This window comes from Streptomyces sp. B8-7 (assembly GCF_058833805.1).
On the sequence record NZ_JBYRRL010000001.1, the window covers coordinates 431,620 to 445,323 of the forward strand.

Below are 13,704 nucleotides of genomic sequence, written 5' to 3' on the forward strand. Positions count from 1 at the left end.
ACGCCGTCGGGGCGTACTCCGGAGTCCCCTCCGGGTGCGCCCCGACGGCGTACTCGCGCGGGCGTACTCGCGCGGGCGGGCTCACCAGGCCGCGGGGCGGGCCTTGTCCTCGGACGGCAGGATCACCCACAGCGCGAGGTAGATCAGGAACTGCGGGCCCGGCAGCAGGCAGGACAGCAGGAAGATCACCCGCATCGTGGTGGCGGAGGTGCCGAAACGCTGAGCCAGCGCGGCACACACACCGCCGATCATCCGGCCGTTGACGGGGCGGACGGGGCGGGACATGGCGGCTCCTTCATGAGCGGTTCGCGGGGCCGCCTCGACCGGCGGCCTCCTTACGACATCGACGTTACGGCGACGAGGGCGGCAGAGCGTCGCTCCACGGTGCGATCCCGACCCTGGGAATCGTCGGGGTCCGACCCTGAGCCGTCTCCTCGAACACGGCGTCCGCCCCGTCCCGGACCCCGTCCCGGACCCCGCCCCGGGCCTTTTCCCGGCCCCCGTCCGCCGCCCTCCGCCGCCCGTCCCGTTCCCGGCGCTCGGCGTGGCGGCGCAGCCGCGCCCGGCCCAGCGGGACCACCGCCAGGTGCGCGAGCAGCACGCCCGCGGTGTTCAGCAGCAGCGAGTCGACGTCCACCACCTGGCCGGGCACCCCGGTCTGCAGCAGCTCGACGGCCAGCGAGATCAAGGCGCCCGCCGTCGCCGTACGCAGCAGCGACCCCAGCGGGGACACGGCCAGCCGGCCGGCGGTGAGCGGCAGCAGCACCCCCAGCGGCGCCAGCAGCGCCAGCTCGGCGCCGATCCGGCGGGCCGCACCCGGCCAGCCCAGCGCCAGATCGGCGCGGATCCCGGCGAGCGGACGCAGATTGGCGGGCATCACCCACGGGACGTCCAGCGGACGCAGCGTGTACCAGGCGACGAACGCGAGATGGGCGACGAGGAGGACACCCCCGGTCACACGGATGCGGATCGCGGCGCTGCCGCCCCTGGAGCCTTGACGCTGCACGACCCCCTAGACGCCGCGCCCCGCCCGATCGGTTCCGGCCCCGCGCCCCGCGTCCGGTGAGGCATACGACACACCGCGTACACGGAAGCGCCGTGCCCGAAAGGGCCGGAAACATCCTCCGGAAGACCCATCCTCCGGAGGACCCGCGGAGCCCGGACGGACGAGGCCCGCTTCGGCGCGTCGCCGCACGCCCCGGCCGGTGGAGCCCGGCGGTCAGCGCGCCGGGCGGGTCACCGTGCGGATGCGTCCGTGCTCGGGGGGCGGACGCGGCCCGGTTCGGAGCGGACCTCGTCCGTGCACTCGTAGCGGCGGGGCGGGTCCGTGGGGCCGCCCAGCACCACCGAACCGTCTCCCTCGGCGGCCTCGGAGTCGGAGAAGGTGCACACGACCTGCCCGAGCGCGTACGAGGACAGCCGGTCGGGCGCGATGCTCAGCCGCAGCGTGTCCGCCGGGTCGTCGCCGAGCGGGCCGGCCGCCCTCAGCCGGGTCGGCACCTCGGTGCGGTACCCAGCCTGCCGCTCCGCCGTGGACGGCAGCTCCGCCAGCGCGTCCAGCAGGCCCTGTGCGAGCAGCACCCGCCGGTCGGAGTCCGCCGCGCCCTCCGGCACCCGCACCGACCGGTCCACGGCGACCAGGGACGTGCCGCAGCGCAGGAACACCTGCACCGCCACCGCCCGCGAGGACTGCGTGGTGACGGCGGGCCCGGTCAGCGAGCAGTGCGCCCGCGACGGCGCCCCGCCGAAGTCCGTCGGCACCTCCGTGGCCCGGATGCCGCACCCGGCGAGCGGTGCGGCGAGCAGCAGCAGCGCCAGGGCCCGGCGCGCCGCCCTCACTGTGCGCCCCCCGGTCCGCCCTGCTGCTGCCCGGCGGGCTCCTCGGCGCCGTCCCGGGGCAGCCGCAGCGTGAACACGGCTCCTCCGTCGGGGGAGTTGGCCGCGGTGATCTCGCCGCCGTGGATGTGTGCGTTCTCCAGCGCGATCGACAGGCCCAGCCCGCTGCCCTCCGACCGGGGCCGGGACGCGCTCGCCTTGTAGAAGCGGTCGAACACGTGCGGCAGGACGTCCTCGGGGATGCCGGGCCCGTGGTCCCGCACCTCGATGACCACCTCGGCACCTCCGGCGCCGTCCCGGGACCCGCCCGTGTCCGCCTCCTCGCCCCTGCGTCCGTCCCCGTCCCTGCGTCCGTCCCCGTCTCCCGCCCCGTCGCGGCTGCCGGCTCCCGACGCGCGCACCGCCTCGGACGGGCGGACCGCGTCGGACGCGCGGACCGCGTCGGACGCGCGGACCGCCACCCGTACCGGGGAGCCGCCGTGCTTGAGCGCGTTGCCGATCAGGTTGGCCAGGATGACGTCCAGCCGGCGCGGGTCGAGCCGGGCGTGGATGCCGCGCTCGGCGTCCAGCTCGACCGCGTCCAGCCAGGCGCGGGCGTCGATGCAGGCGGTGATCTGGTCGGCGACGTCGACGTCGTCCAGCACCAGCCGGGCCGTGCCCGCGTCGAAGCGGGTGACCTCCATCAGGTTCTCCACCAGGTCGTTCAGCCGCCGGGTCTCGCTCACCACCAGGCGTACCGCGGGCTCGATCATCGGGTCGATGCCGCCGGCCTCGGAGTCCAGCTCCTCCTCCAGCACCTCGGTCACCGCGGTGATGGCGGTGAGCGGGGTCCGTAGTTCATGGCTCATGTCCGCCACGAACCTCCGGGACGCCTCGTCCCGGGACGCCATCTCCGCGACCCGCTTCTCCAGCGCCTCGGCCGCGTTGTTGAACGTCCGCGACAGGTCGGCCAGTTCGTCGGTGCCCGACACCCGCAGCCGGGTGTCCAGCCTGCCCTCGCCGAGCCGCCGCGCGGCGACGCCCAGCCGGTGCACGGGCTTCAGCACGGTCGTCGCCGCCGCCTGCGCGAGCAGCGCGGAGCCGATCAGCGCCAGAGCGGTGGCGATCCCCAGCGACCAGGCCAGCGAGTTGAGGTCCTTGGCCTCCGGCTCCAGCGACTTGAGCATGTAGCCGGTGGTGCCACCGCCGATCACCCGGGTGCCCGCCACCAGGTAGGGGGTGCCGCCGTCGACGACGCGCTGCCAGTACAGGTGGTACTCCGCGCTGTTGGCCGAGGTCAGCGCCTGCCTGCGGTTGACGGCGGTGCGCAGCGACTCGGGCACGTCGCCGAGCGTGAAACCGTTCAGCCCGCCCGAACCGCCGTACACCGTGCGCCCGCCGGGGTCCTGGGCGACCAGCAGCACCGTGAAGTGCTGGCTGCCGCCCGCCATCAGGCCCGCGGTGCGCTGCAGGTCGTCCTGGGTGGGGCGGTCGGGCAGGGCGCCGACGCGGCTGCGCATCTCCTGCTCGAAGTCGCGCAGCACCGCGTCCTGGGCGCGGGTGAGCACCGCCTCCCGGTTCAGCCAGTACGCGATGCCCGAGGCGGACACCGCGGCCGTCAGCGCGACCAGCCCGAACACGACCACCAGCCGCAGCCGCAGGCTGGTGAAGCGCAGCCGTGAGAACACTCCCCTGCGCCTGGCGGCCCAGCCGCCGAGGCCCCCTTGCCGCTTCGTCACTGAGGCGGATCCAGCCGGTAGCCCACACCGCGCACGGTACGAATCAGGGTCGGTGACGACGGCACGTCCTCCACCTTGGCGCGCAGCCGCTGCACACAGGCGTCCACCAGCCGCGAGTCACCGAGGTAGTCGTGCTCCCACACCAGCCGCAGCAACTGCTGCCGGGACAGCGCCTGCCCGGGCCGGCGGCTCAGCTCCAGCAGCAGCCGCAGCTCGGTCGGGGTGAGCTGCAGGTCCTCGCCGTTCTTCGTCACGGTCATCGCCGCGCGGTCGATGACCAGGCTGCCGAAGGCCGCCGCGTCGTTCGACTCCCGCTCCCCGCGCCGCAGCACGGCCCGGATGCGGGCGTCCAGGACGCGCCCCTGGACCGGCTTGACGACGTAGTCGTCGGCGCCCGACTCCAGGCCCACGACGACGTCGATGTCGTCGTTGCGCGCGGTGAGCAGGATGATCGGCAGCTGGTCCGTGCGCCGGATGCGCCGGCACACCTCGAAACCGTCGATGCCGGGCAGCATCACGTCCAGCACGATCAGGTCCGGGCGCTGCTCGCGCAGCAGCTTCAGACCGTCCTCACCGCTGGCAGCGGTCGCCACGCGGTGCCCCTGGCGCGTCAGTGAGAGCTCCAGGGCCGTCCGGATGGCGTCGTCGTCCTCGATCAGCAACAGGGAAGGCACGGCCTCATTCTGGCCCATGGATGCCGTACGGATGAACCGGCGGACCGGAGCGAACCCTGCCCTCACGCGCGATTCCGGTGCGTGATCGCGTACGTCACGGGCGGCCGGGCCCTGTGACAGGTCTGTGACAGTCGGCGGACACGGCGATGAAGTGGCTTCGGCAGGATTTTCGGCACCAGGAAGAACGCCAGGCAGAACGCCGGCAAGTCCACGACGGGGGGCGCGGGATGAACACGCTGCACGCCACGAGCACCAACGCAGTGGTCACGCGTCTGCACGACGTGAACCTGCACCGGGGTTCCGAGAAGTCCGGTGCGGTGAGCGGGCGGGGGTGCGCTCGCGGCACCGGGCGTCAGCACACCGCGTACGCGCCGCAGGGGGCCGTGCCCCGGATGACGGTCGTCGACGGTGTCACGGGGGAGAAGCACGGGGGAGAGGCGTACCGGGAGGTGACGGGGGAGCGGCCCGCCACGGCGGGGGCGGCGGACGCCGAGGCGGCGTTCACCGCTTACGTCCAGGAGCGCCGCGCCTCCCTGTACGCCACCGCCTACCACCTGACCGGTGACCGCTTCGAGGCCGAGGACCTGCTGCAGAGCGCACTGTTCTCGACCTACCGGGCGTGGGACCGGATCAGCGACAAGGCGGCGGTCGGCGGCTATCTGCGCCGCACCATGACGAACCTGCACATCAGTGCCTGGCGCCGCCGGAAGCTGAACGAGTACCCGACCGAGGAGCTGCCGGAGACGCCCGGCGACACGGACGCGATGCGCGGCACGGAACTGCGCACGGTGCTGTGGCAGGCGCTGTCCCGGCTGCCCGAACTCCAGCGCACCATGCTGGTCCTGCGCTACTACGAGGGCCGTACGGACCCGGAGATCGCGGCCATCCTGGGCATCAGCGTCGGCACGGTCAAGTCGAGCATCTGGCGGTCGCTGCGCCGACTGCGGGACGACGAGGCCCTCAGCCTCGGCCGTGACGAGACGGACGCCTTCGGCGAGCTGGTGGCCTGAGGCGGACGGAAAAAAGTTCCCCGGGGGTGTATCAGGGGGACGGTACGGGGGTCTTGTTCACAGGTCCGGGAGACACGGGGGACGGACCGCCCGCGGGGCACGGGGGGAAGCACGACCCGCGGGCAGGCAAGGGAAACACGGGGGAAGCAACGGGGGAGAGCACGGGGGACGACGGGGGAGCACAGAGGGAGCGGGGCTGGAGGGCCGGGGGGTCCGTCCAGCCCCGCTCCCGCGTGCGGCCGCGAGAACGGGGTCCGGGGGGCCGGGGTCCGTCCGGCCCCGGTTCACCTCCGGGCCCGTGGCCGGCCCGCCGTCCGTGCCGGTCGTCCCCGGGCGTCGCCTCCGCCCGTGGTCCCCGGCCGTGGCCTGCGGCCCGTCGTCTGTGCCGGGCGTCCCCGGCCGTGGTCTCTGCCGGGTGTCCCGGCTGTCCCGCGGTGACCGGAGCGTGGGGCGCGCAGCCGCGGCCGCACCGGGCCCGGCCGCACGACCGCCGCGCCCGGCCCGTCCGTACGGGCGCCCGGCCCGTCCGTACGGGCGCCCGGCCCGTCCGTACGGCGATCAGGCCGCGGTGCGCGGTGCGGTGAGGCCGGCCGCTCCCGCGGCGGTGAGCCGGTCCAGCGCCTCCTCGCGGTCGCAGGCGTGGGCGCCGAGGGCGGTCTGCCGGGCCACGATGGAGCGCTCGGCGCGCATCAGCCGCCAGCCGCGGCGCAGCAGGAACGGCACGGACTTGCGGCCCTCGCGCAGGTCGCGCAGGAAGCGGCGGCGGAAGGTGGTGACCGGACCGCGGCTCAGGCACAGCGCGTCGGCGAGGAGCCCGAGGTCCCGGCAGCGTCCGACGATCTCCGCGGCGAAGATGCCCTCCGCGATGAACAGCGGCGCCGGACCGATGTCGACGCTGCCGGTGCCGGTGCGGGCGCTCAGCGAGATGTCGTAGACCGGGATGCCGGTCCGGCCGGTGTGGCACAGGGCGGCGATCGCGGCGATCGCGGCGTCCGCGTCCCAGGAGTCCGGGTGGTCCCAGTCGATGTCCCCGGTGCCCGCCACCCTCGGCAGGGTGGGGTCGTCGCCCTCCTTGTAGAAGTCGTCGAGCCGGAGGACCGGAAGACCGGAGCGGGCGGCCAGCACGGATTTGCCGGAGCCGGAGGGGCCGCAGAGCAGCACGACGCGCGCGGGTACGGGCGGATGGGAACTCACGGGTCACCAGTCTGAGCCATTCACCTGCCGTTCACCCACTCGCGGGTCGCCTTTGAAGCCCGCATCACACGTCAACTACCCTGCGTGGAGTACCGACTACGTTACGCAGCAGAAGGTGGCGAGCGATGGCCCGACACGACAGTTCCCCGCACCCGACCGGCCGGCGCGCGCTGGCCGCCCTGGCGACGGCGGGGGTGGCCCTGGGCGCCTCCGCCACGGCGGCCGCGGCGGCGGACGCCGAGCCGGTCGTGGACGTGATGCGGACCCAGCCGACGTCCCTCGGCCAGGTCGACCCGCTGGCGGGGGTGGACGCGCTCGGCATGTCCCTGCGGTACGCCACGGGCGCGGTGGCGGGGCTCCAGCCCAACCCGCTGGCCGGTACGGGCGTGGACCCGCTGGACAACGGCGTGGGGACGCAGCTGGCCGACTTCCGGCCGCTGACCTCGCAGGCGCTGACCGCGCCGGTGGCGCAGGCCCGTTCGATCGGGTCGATGCCGGTGGTCGGACAGGTCACGCACCTGCTGGGCGGCTGACGGCATGCGGCCGCGCCGCCCCCGGACGGAGGGGCGGCGCGGCGCGGTGGGGGGTGGCACGGGTCCCGGCCGGGCGGCAGGCCCGGCCGGTGGGGCGGGCCGGTGGGCGCCCGGTGGGGGCGCGTCCCCGCGGGCGCGGGACCAAGGGCGGGGTCAGTAGGCGGAGCCGGACGCGCCCAGGCCGCCCGTCGGGTGCCAGACCGTCTTCGTCTCCAGGAACGCCGTCATGCGGTCCGTGCCCGCGGGCGCCGACCAGTCGTCCACAGGCTGTGGACGCAGAACGCGCTTGAGGTTGTCGGCCGCGGCGACCTCCAGCTCCTTCGCCAGCACCTCGTCGGCGCCCGCCAGGTCGATCGCGTTCACGTCCTGGTGTGCGGCCAGCGGTGCCGCGATCTCCGCGGTGCGCCCGGACAGCACGTTGACGACACCGCCGGGCACGTCGGACGTGGCCAGCACCTCGCCCAGGGACAGGGCCGGCAGCGGGGACCGCTCCGAGGCCACGACGACCGCCGTGTTGCCGGTGGCGATCACCGGGGCGACCACCGACACCAGACCCAGGAACGACGACTCCTGCGGGGCCAGTACGGCGACGACGCCGGTCGGCTCCGGGGAGGAGAGGTTGAAGTACGGGCCGGCCACCGGGTTGGCGCCGCCGGTCACCTGGGCGATCTTGTCGGTCCAGCCCGCGTACCAGACCCAGCGGTCGACCGCCGCGTCGACCTGCGCGGCGGCCTTGGACTTCGACAGGCCCTCGGCCTCCGCGACCTCGCGCACGAACTGGTCCCGGCGGCCCTCCAGCATCTCGGCGACGCGGTAGAGGACCTGGCCGCGGTTGTAGGCCGTCGCGCCCGACCACGCGCCGAACGCCTTGCGGGCGGCCACCACCGCGTCCCGGGCGTCCTTGCGGCTCGCCTGCGGGGCGTTCGCCAGCCACCTGTCCTTGGAGTCGGTCACTTCGTACACCCGGCCGCTCTCCGAGCGGGGGAACTTGCCCCCGACAAACAGCTTGTAGGTCTTGAGGACGGAAAGACGGGTCGCGTCAGACATCGAGGTACGCCTCCAGGCCGTGGCGGCCGCCCTCGCGGCCGAAGCCCGACTCCTTGTAGCCGCCGAACGGCGAGGTCGGGTCGAACTTGTTGAACGTGTTGGACCAGACCACGCCCGCGCGCAGCTTGCCCGCGACCGCCAGGATGCGCGAGCCCTTCTCGGTCCAGATGCCCGCCGACAGGCCGTACGGCGTGTTGTTCGCCTTGGCGACGGCCTCGTCGGGCGTGCGGAAGGTCAGCACCGACAGGACCGGGCCGAAGATCTCGTCGCGGGCGACGGTGTGCGCCTGGGTGACGTTCGTGAACAGCGTCGGGGCGAACCAGTAGCCGCTCTCGGGCAGGTCACAGGCCGGCGACCAGCGCTCGGCGCCCTCCGCCTCACCGCGCTCCACCAGCGAGGTGATCCGGGCCAGCTGCTCCTCGGAGTTGATCGCGCCGATGTCGGTGTTCTTGTCCAGCGGGTCGCCCAGCCGCAGCGTGGACAGCCGCCGCTTCAGGGACTCCAGCAGCTCCTCCTGGACCGACTCCTGCACCAGCAGCCGGCTGCCCGCGCAGCAGACCTGGCCCTGGTTGAAGAAGATGCCGTTGACGATGCCCTCGACGGCCTGGTCGACCGGGGCGTCGTCGAAGACGATGTTGGCGCCCTTGCCGCCCAGTTCGAGCGTGAGCTTCTTGTCCGTGCCGGCCACCGTGCGGGCGATCTGCTTGCCGACCGCGGTGGAGCCGGTGAAGGCGACCTTGTTCACGTCCGGGTGCGCGACCAGCGCGGCGCCCGCGCCGCCGTAGCCCGGCAGGATGTTGACGACGCCCTTGGGCAGGCCGGCCCGGCGGCAGATGTCCGCGAAGAACAGCGCCGACAGCGGCGTGGTCTCGGCCGGCTTCAGTACGACCGTGTTGCCGGCCGCCAGCGCGGGCGCGATCTTCCAGGCCAGCATCAGCAGCGGGAAGTTCCACGGGATGACCTGGCCCGCCACGCCCAGCGGCCGCGGGTCGGGGCCGAAACCGGCGTGGCCCAGCTTGTCCGCCCAGCCCGCGTAGTAGAAGAAGTGCGCCGCGACCAGCGGCAGGTCGGCGTCCCGGGTCTCCCGGATCGGCTTGCCGTTGTCCAGCGTCTCCAGGACGGCCAGCTCGCGGCTGCGCTCCTGGACGATCCGGGCGATCCGGAAGAGGTACTTCGCGCGCTCGGAGCCGGGCAGCGCCGACCACTTCTCGAACGCCTTGCGGGCGGCGGCGACCGCCCGGTCCACGTCCGCCTCGCCGGCCTGGGCGACCTCGGACAGGACCTCCTCGGTGGACGGCGAGACCGTCTTGAAGACCTTGCCGTCGGCCGCCTCGGTGAACTCGCCGTCGATGAACAGGCCGTAGGACGGGGCGATGTCGACGACCGAGCGGGACTCGGGCGCCGGTGCGTACTCAAAAGTCATGTCGATCAGTCCACCGTCACGTAGTCGGGGCCGGAGTAGCGGCCCGTGGCCAGCTTCTGGCGCTGCATCAGCAGGTCGTTCAGCAGCGAGGAGGCGCCGAAGCGGAACCAGTGGTTGTCCAGCCAGTCCGCTCCCGCGGTCTCGTTGACCAGGACCAGGAACTTGATCGCGTCCTTCGACGTGCGGATGCCGCCGGCCGGCTTCACACCGACCTGCACCCCGGTCTGGGCGCGGAAGTCGCGGACCGCCTCCAGCATCAGGAGCGTGTTCGCGGGGGTCGCGTTGACGGCGACCTTGCCGGTCGACGTCTTGATGAAGTCGGCGCCGGCCATCATGCCGAGCCAGCTGGCCCGCCGGATGTTGTCGTACGTCGACAGCTCACCGGTCTCGAAGATCACCTTCAGGCGGGCCGGTCCGCAGACCTCCCGCACGGCGACGATCTCGTCGTACACCTTCAGGTAGTGACCCGCCAGGAACGCTCCGCGGTCGATGACCATGTCGATCTCGTCCGCACCCGCGGCGACCGCGTCCCGCACGTCGGCCAGCTTCACGTCCAGCGCGGCGCGGCCGGCCGGGAAGGCGGTGGCGACCGAGGCGACCTTCACGCCCGAGCCGGCGACGGCCTCCTTCGCGACGGCCACCATGTCGGGATAGACGCAGACCGCGGCCGTGGTGGGGGTCGTCCGGTCGGTCGGGTCGGGCAGGACCGCCTTGGCGCCGAGCGCCCGGACCTTGCCCGGGGTGTCCGCGCCTTCCAGCGTCGTCAGGTCGACCATCGAGATGGCGAGGTCGATCGCGTACGCCTTGGCGGTCGTCTTGATGGAACGGGTGCCGAGGGAGGCGGCGCGCGCCTCCAGGCCGACCGCGTCGACGCCGGGCAGCCCGTGGAGGAAACGGCGCAGCGTGCTGTTGGACGACGTGGCGTCCGCGAGGGGGGTGGCTGCGGTGGGTGCGTTGGTGGGCATGGTCACCAGGTGAGCATATCTACGCGCGTAGCGGCTGTACAGCCCCGGAGACATATCGGGGTATCCCACCGGGGGCGGCTTGTGCGGGACGGGCGGGCGGGCCCCGGGGTGAGGAGTCCCCGCCGGTGAGGTGAGGTGAGGGAAGGGGCGGGGAGGTGCGGGGAGGTGAGGTGCGGGGAGGTGAGGGGCGGGGCGCGTCGGGGTGATGGCGCGGTGGCCCGCGCCCCCGGGGTGGCGGGGCCGGGTGTCCGGGGCGTGTGCGGGCGTGTCTGCGGCCGGTCGCGCGGTGCCCCGCGCGGCCGGGGCGGGGGTGGGGCTGCCGGTGGGTGCCTGCGGGTTCGGTGTGGCCGGTTGTGCGGGGTGGCGGGGACGTGGGCGGGTGGGGAGGCGGGGGTGGGGAGGTTGCATAATCGGCTGCATGACCTCCTCCGACCGGATCTATCGCTCGCCCATGGCACTCGCCGGCGGAGCGCTCCTGCTGGGGCTTGCCGGGTGGCTGGGTATCGACGCCATGGTCCGGGGGGAGGGCAGCACACCGTGGCTGGCCCTGGCCTCGATGCTGACGTTCATGCCGCTCGCCGCCGCCTACACGCTCCGGCCCGCCGTGTTCGCCGACGAGAACCGGCTGCGGGTGCGCAACCCGCTGCGGGACGTCACGCTGCCCTGGGGCGAGGTCGCCTCGCTGCGCTCCGGTTACACCAACGAGGTCGTCGCCAGGTCCGGCGACCGCTTCCAGCTGTGGGCCGTCCCCGTCTCCCTCAAGGGACGCAAACGGGCCGTACGGCGCCAGCAGCGGCGCGACGCCCAGGAGGCCGCCGCGGCACAGGGCAAACGGGTCCGGGGCAGCCTCTTCGGACCGGCCGGGGACATCGACGACGGTCCGGTCGCCGACCAGGGCGACCGGATCGTCGACGAGCTGCGCGCCATGCTGGAGGCGCGCGAGAAGGCCGGGACCTCGCAGGGCGAGGTCCGTGTGCGCCGGGCCTACGAGATCATCGCGCCCACCCTCGCCGGGGCCGTGCTCCTCGTGGTGTTCGCCCTCCTCGGCTGAGCGGCCGGAGGCCCGGCCCGGCGGTTCCTCCCCCCCGGGCAGGGCAACCGGAGACGCGGTTCCATGTCCCGGGCAGGGCGACCGGAGGCCTGGCCGGGCGCTGCCGCCGTGCGGCCCGGTGCCCGCCGCCGGGCGGACGGGGCCGGTGATGCCGAGGCCGTGGCCCGCCCCGGGGCGGGCCACGGGCGGGTCAGATCCCGGCGGCCGCCGCCAGGTCGCGCTTGACCGCCGCCAGGAGCTCCGCCGCGCGGGCGCGGGCCGCCGGCAGAGCGGCGCGGTCGGCGACCGGGACGACGACCTCCAGGTAGCACTTCAGCTTCGGCTCGGTGCCGCTCGGGCGGACGATGACGCGGGCGCCGTCGAGCGTGTAGCGCAGGCCGTCCGTGGGCGGCAGCGTCTCCGTGCCCCGGGTGAGGTCCTCGGCGCGGGTGATGGCCAGGCCCGCCAGCCGGGTCGGCGGCTGCTCCCGCAGGCGCCGCATGGCGTCGGCGATGACCGACAGGTCCTGCACCCGCACGGACAGCTGGTCGGTGGCGTGCAGGCCGTGCTCGACGGCGAGGTCGTCCAGCAGGTCGAGCAGGGTGCGGCCCTGCTCCTTCAGCTCCGAGGCCAGCTCGGCGACCAGCAGCGCGGCGGTGACGCCGTCCTTGTCGCGCACGCCCTCGGGGTCCACGCAGTAGCCGAGCGCCTCCTCGTAGCCGTAGCGCAGGCCCTCCACCCGGGCGATCCACTTGAAGCCGGTGAGGGTCTCCTCGTACGCCAGGCCCGCCTTCTCGGCGATCCGGCCGAGCAGCGAGGACGACACGATCGACTCGGCGAAGGTGCCCCGGGCGCCGCGCCGCACCAGGTGCGCCGCGAGCAGCGCGCCCACCTCGTCACCGCGCAGCATCCGCCAGTCGGCCCCGTCGCCAACGGCCACGGCGCAGCGGTCGGCGTCCGGGTCGTTGGCGATGACCAGGTCGGGCTCCGTGGCGCGGGCCAGGGCGAACGCCAGGTCCATCGCGCCCGGCTCCTCCGGGTTGGGGAACGCGACGGTCGGGAACGCCGGGTCCGGCTCGGCCTGCTCGGCGACCAGGACCGGCTCGGGGAACCCGGCGCGGGCGAACGCGGCCGTCACCACGTCCTTGCCGACGCCGTGCATGGCCGTGTAGACGGTGCGGGCGGTGCGCGCAGAGCCGGGGGCCAGGACGGCGTCGGTGCGGGCCAGGTACGCCTCCAGGACGGCGTCGTCGAGGACCTCCCATCCGCTGTCCGGGCGGGGCACGTCCGCGAGCGCGGCGACCGCGTCGATCTCGGCGGCGATCTCCGCGTCGGCGGGCGGCACGATCTGCGAGCCGTCGCCGAGGTAGACCTTGTAGCCGTTGTCGCGGGGCGGGTTGTGGCTGGCGGTGACCTCGACGCCGGCGACCGCGCCCAGATGCCTTGTCGCGAAGGCCAGCACGGGCGTGGGCAGCGGCCGCGGCAGCAGCACCGCCCGCAGACCCGCGCCGGTCATCACGGCGGCGGTGTCCCGGGCGAAGTCGGCGGACTTGTAGCGGGCGTCGTAGCCGATGACGACGAGTCCGCCGGTCTCGCCCCTGCCCCGCAGGTACGCGGCGAGCCCCGCGGCCGCGCGGATCACGACCGAGCGGTTCATCCGCTGCGGCCCCGCCCCCAGCTCACCGCGCAGCCCGGCGGTGCCGAACTGCAGCGTCCCGCCGAAGCGGGCGGCCAGCTCGGCGACGTCCTCGGCGTCGATGAGCGCCGCGAGCTCCTCGCGGGTCTCGGGGTCGGGGTCCTCGGCCAGCCACGCCTCGGCCCGTGCCATGAGATCGTCGGTCACGTGCGGTCAACCTCTCGTGCGTGTGAGTGGGATCAGGGGTGGGCGGTCCGTCCTCCCGGGTCCGGGGCCCACCCCGGTGCGCCGTACGGTCGTCTCGCATGACTTCCGTGACGCGGTACGGCTGAAGCTTCGCGCGACCGTCGCGCCGAACCGGCGCCGGCCCCCGGCGCCGGGGGCCGCACGGCCGTCGCGCCCTGCGGCGGTCGCGTCCCGTGTGGTGGTCGCGTCCCCTGCCGGTGGTTGCGCCGTGCCGGTGACCGGACAGTTCCGCGACCGGACCGTCCAGCCGTCCGTCCAGCCGGCCGTGGCGCGGTCCGGACGGGTGCCGACCGGTGGGAGCCGTGCGGCTGTGGCGCCGGGGTGCGGTGGGTGCGGTCGCCGCTGCGGTCGGCCCGGGCGGCGGGCAGCCGGTGCGCCGCACGCACGGCACG

The 13,704-nt window shown here is 74.4% G+C and carries 13 protein-coding genes; 3 read left to right on the forward strand and 10 right to left on the reverse strand.

Annotation, left to right across the window (positions count from 1 at the left end; all coding sequences use genetic code 11):
* Positions 1–81 precede the first annotated feature (81 nt).
* From AC5K6T_RS01870 to afsQ1, 5 genes are all read right to left on the reverse strand, one after another.
* Positions 82–285, reverse strand: a complete 204-nt coding sequence (locus tag AC5K6T_RS01870) for a PspC domain-containing protein (RefSeq protein ID WP_493205021.1) — start codon at positions 283–285, stop codon at positions 82–84.
* A gap of 64 nt (positions 286–349) precedes the next feature.
* Positions 350–1,006 carry a VanZ family protein gene (locus AC5K6T_RS01875; RefSeq protein WP_493205022.1) on the reverse strand — a complete coding sequence of 219 codons (657 nt, stop codon included), beginning with the start codon at positions 1,004–1,006 and terminating at the stop codon, positions 350–352.
* 230 nt (positions 1,007–1,236) lie between these two features.
* Entirely contained in the window at positions 1,237–1,839 is a 603-nt protein-coding gene (locus AC5K6T_RS01880; RefSeq protein WP_493205023.1) for a hypothetical protein, read from the reverse strand.
* Entirely contained in the window at positions 1,836–3,554 is a 1,719-nt protein-coding gene (locus AC5K6T_RS01885) for an ATP-binding protein (RefSeq protein ID WP_493205025.1), read from the reverse strand. The genes AC5K6T_RS01880 and AC5K6T_RS01885 overlap by 4 nt, the downstream gene beginning before the upstream one ends.
* Positions 3,551–4,228, reverse strand: a complete 678-nt coding sequence (gene afsQ1, locus AC5K6T_RS01890; RefSeq protein ID WP_493205027.1) for a two-component system response regulator AfsQ1 — start codon at positions 4,226–4,228, stop codon at positions 3,551–3,553. Before afsQ1 ends, AC5K6T_RS01885 begins: the two co-directional genes overlap by 4 nt.
* 227 nt (positions 4,229–4,455) lie before the next feature.
* Between afsQ1 and AC5K6T_RS01895 the strand changes: the two genes are divergently transcribed.
* Positions 4,456–5,238, forward strand: a complete 783-nt coding sequence (locus tag AC5K6T_RS01895; protein WP_493205029.1) for a SigE family RNA polymerase sigma factor — start codon at positions 4,456–4,458, stop codon at positions 5,236–5,238.
* Between the two features lie 558 nt (positions 5,239–5,796).
* On the opposite strand, the gene AC5K6T_RS01900 is transcribed toward AC5K6T_RS01895, so the two are convergent.
* Positions 5,797–6,432 carry a uridine kinase gene (locus AC5K6T_RS01900; RefSeq protein WP_493205031.1) on the reverse strand — a complete coding sequence of 212 codons (636 nt, stop codon included), beginning with the start codon at positions 6,430–6,432 and terminating at the stop codon, positions 5,797–5,799.
* 125 nt (positions 6,433–6,557) lie between these two features.
* Here AC5K6T_RS01900 and AC5K6T_RS01905 point away from each other — a divergent pair, with 125 nt between their 5' ends.
* On the forward strand, positions 6,558–6,965 hold the full coding sequence (locus AC5K6T_RS01905; protein ID WP_493205032.1) for a hypothetical protein: 408 nt from the start codon (positions 6,558–6,560) through the stop codon (positions 6,963–6,965).
* 153 nt (positions 6,966–7,118) lie between these two features.
* Here the strand turns inward: AC5K6T_RS01905 and AC5K6T_RS01910 are convergent, their stop codons facing one another.
* The 3 genes from AC5K6T_RS01910 to deoC are packed head-to-tail and all read right to left on the reverse strand — an operon-like array spanning position 7,119 to position 10,400.
* The gene (locus AC5K6T_RS01910; protein WP_493205033.1) at positions 7,119–8,012 is read right to left on the reverse strand and encodes an aldehyde dehydrogenase family protein; all 894 of its coding nucleotides are present in this window, start codon (positions 8,010–8,012) and stop codon (positions 7,119–7,121) included.
* Entirely contained in the window at positions 8,005–9,441 is a 1,437-nt protein-coding gene (locus tag AC5K6T_RS01915) for an aldehyde dehydrogenase family protein (RefSeq protein ID WP_493207283.1), read from the reverse strand. Before AC5K6T_RS01915 ends, AC5K6T_RS01910 begins: the two co-directional genes overlap by 8 nt.
* Positions 9,441–10,400, reverse strand: a complete 960-nt coding sequence (gene deoC / locus AC5K6T_RS01920; RefSeq protein ID WP_493207284.1) for a deoxyribose-phosphate aldolase — start codon at positions 10,398–10,400, stop codon at positions 9,441–9,443. Before deoC ends, AC5K6T_RS01915 begins: the two co-directional genes overlap by 1 nt.
* Positions 10,401–10,818: 418 nt before the next feature.
* Here deoC and AC5K6T_RS01925 point away from each other — a divergent pair, with 418 nt between their 5' ends.
* Entirely contained in the window at positions 10,819–11,451 is a 633-nt protein-coding gene (locus AC5K6T_RS01925) for a PH domain-containing protein (protein WP_493205034.1), read from the forward strand.
* Positions 11,452–11,641: 190 nt separating this feature from the next.
* Here the strand turns inward: AC5K6T_RS01925 and AC5K6T_RS01930 are convergent, their stop codons facing one another.
* Positions 11,642–13,273: a phospho-sugar mutase gene (locus AC5K6T_RS01930; RefSeq protein WP_493205035.1), complete on the reverse strand. Its 1,632-nt coding sequence runs from the start codon at positions 13,271–13,273 to the stop codon at positions 11,642–11,644.
* Positions 13,274–13,704 lie beyond the last annotated feature (431 nt).

Excerpts from the sequence above, each read along its gene's own strand:
- AC5K6T_RS01870 (WP_493205021.1), bottom strand. The coding sequence starts at position 285 with ATGTCCCGCCCCGTCCGCCCCGTCAACGGCCGGATGATCGGCGGTGTG.
- AC5K6T_RS01895 (WP_493205029.1), top strand. The coding sequence starts at position 4,456 with ATGAACACGCTGCACGCCACGAGCACCAACGCAGTGGTCACGCGTCTG.
- AC5K6T_RS01905 (WP_493205032.1), top strand. The coding sequence starts at position 6,558 with ATGGCCCGACACGACAGTTCCCCGCACCCGACCGGCCGGCGCGCGCTG.
- AC5K6T_RS01910 (WP_493205033.1), bottom strand. The coding sequence starts at position 8,012 with ATGTCTGACGCGACCCGTCTTTCCGTCCTCAAGACCTACAAGCTGTTT.
- deoC (WP_493207284.1), bottom strand. The coding sequence starts at position 10,400 with ATGCCCACCAACGCACCCACCGCAGCCACCCCCCTCGCGGACGCCACG.
- AC5K6T_RS01925 (WP_493205034.1), top strand. The coding sequence starts at position 10,819 with ATGACCTCCTCCGACCGGATCTATCGCTCGCCCATGGCACTCGCCGGC.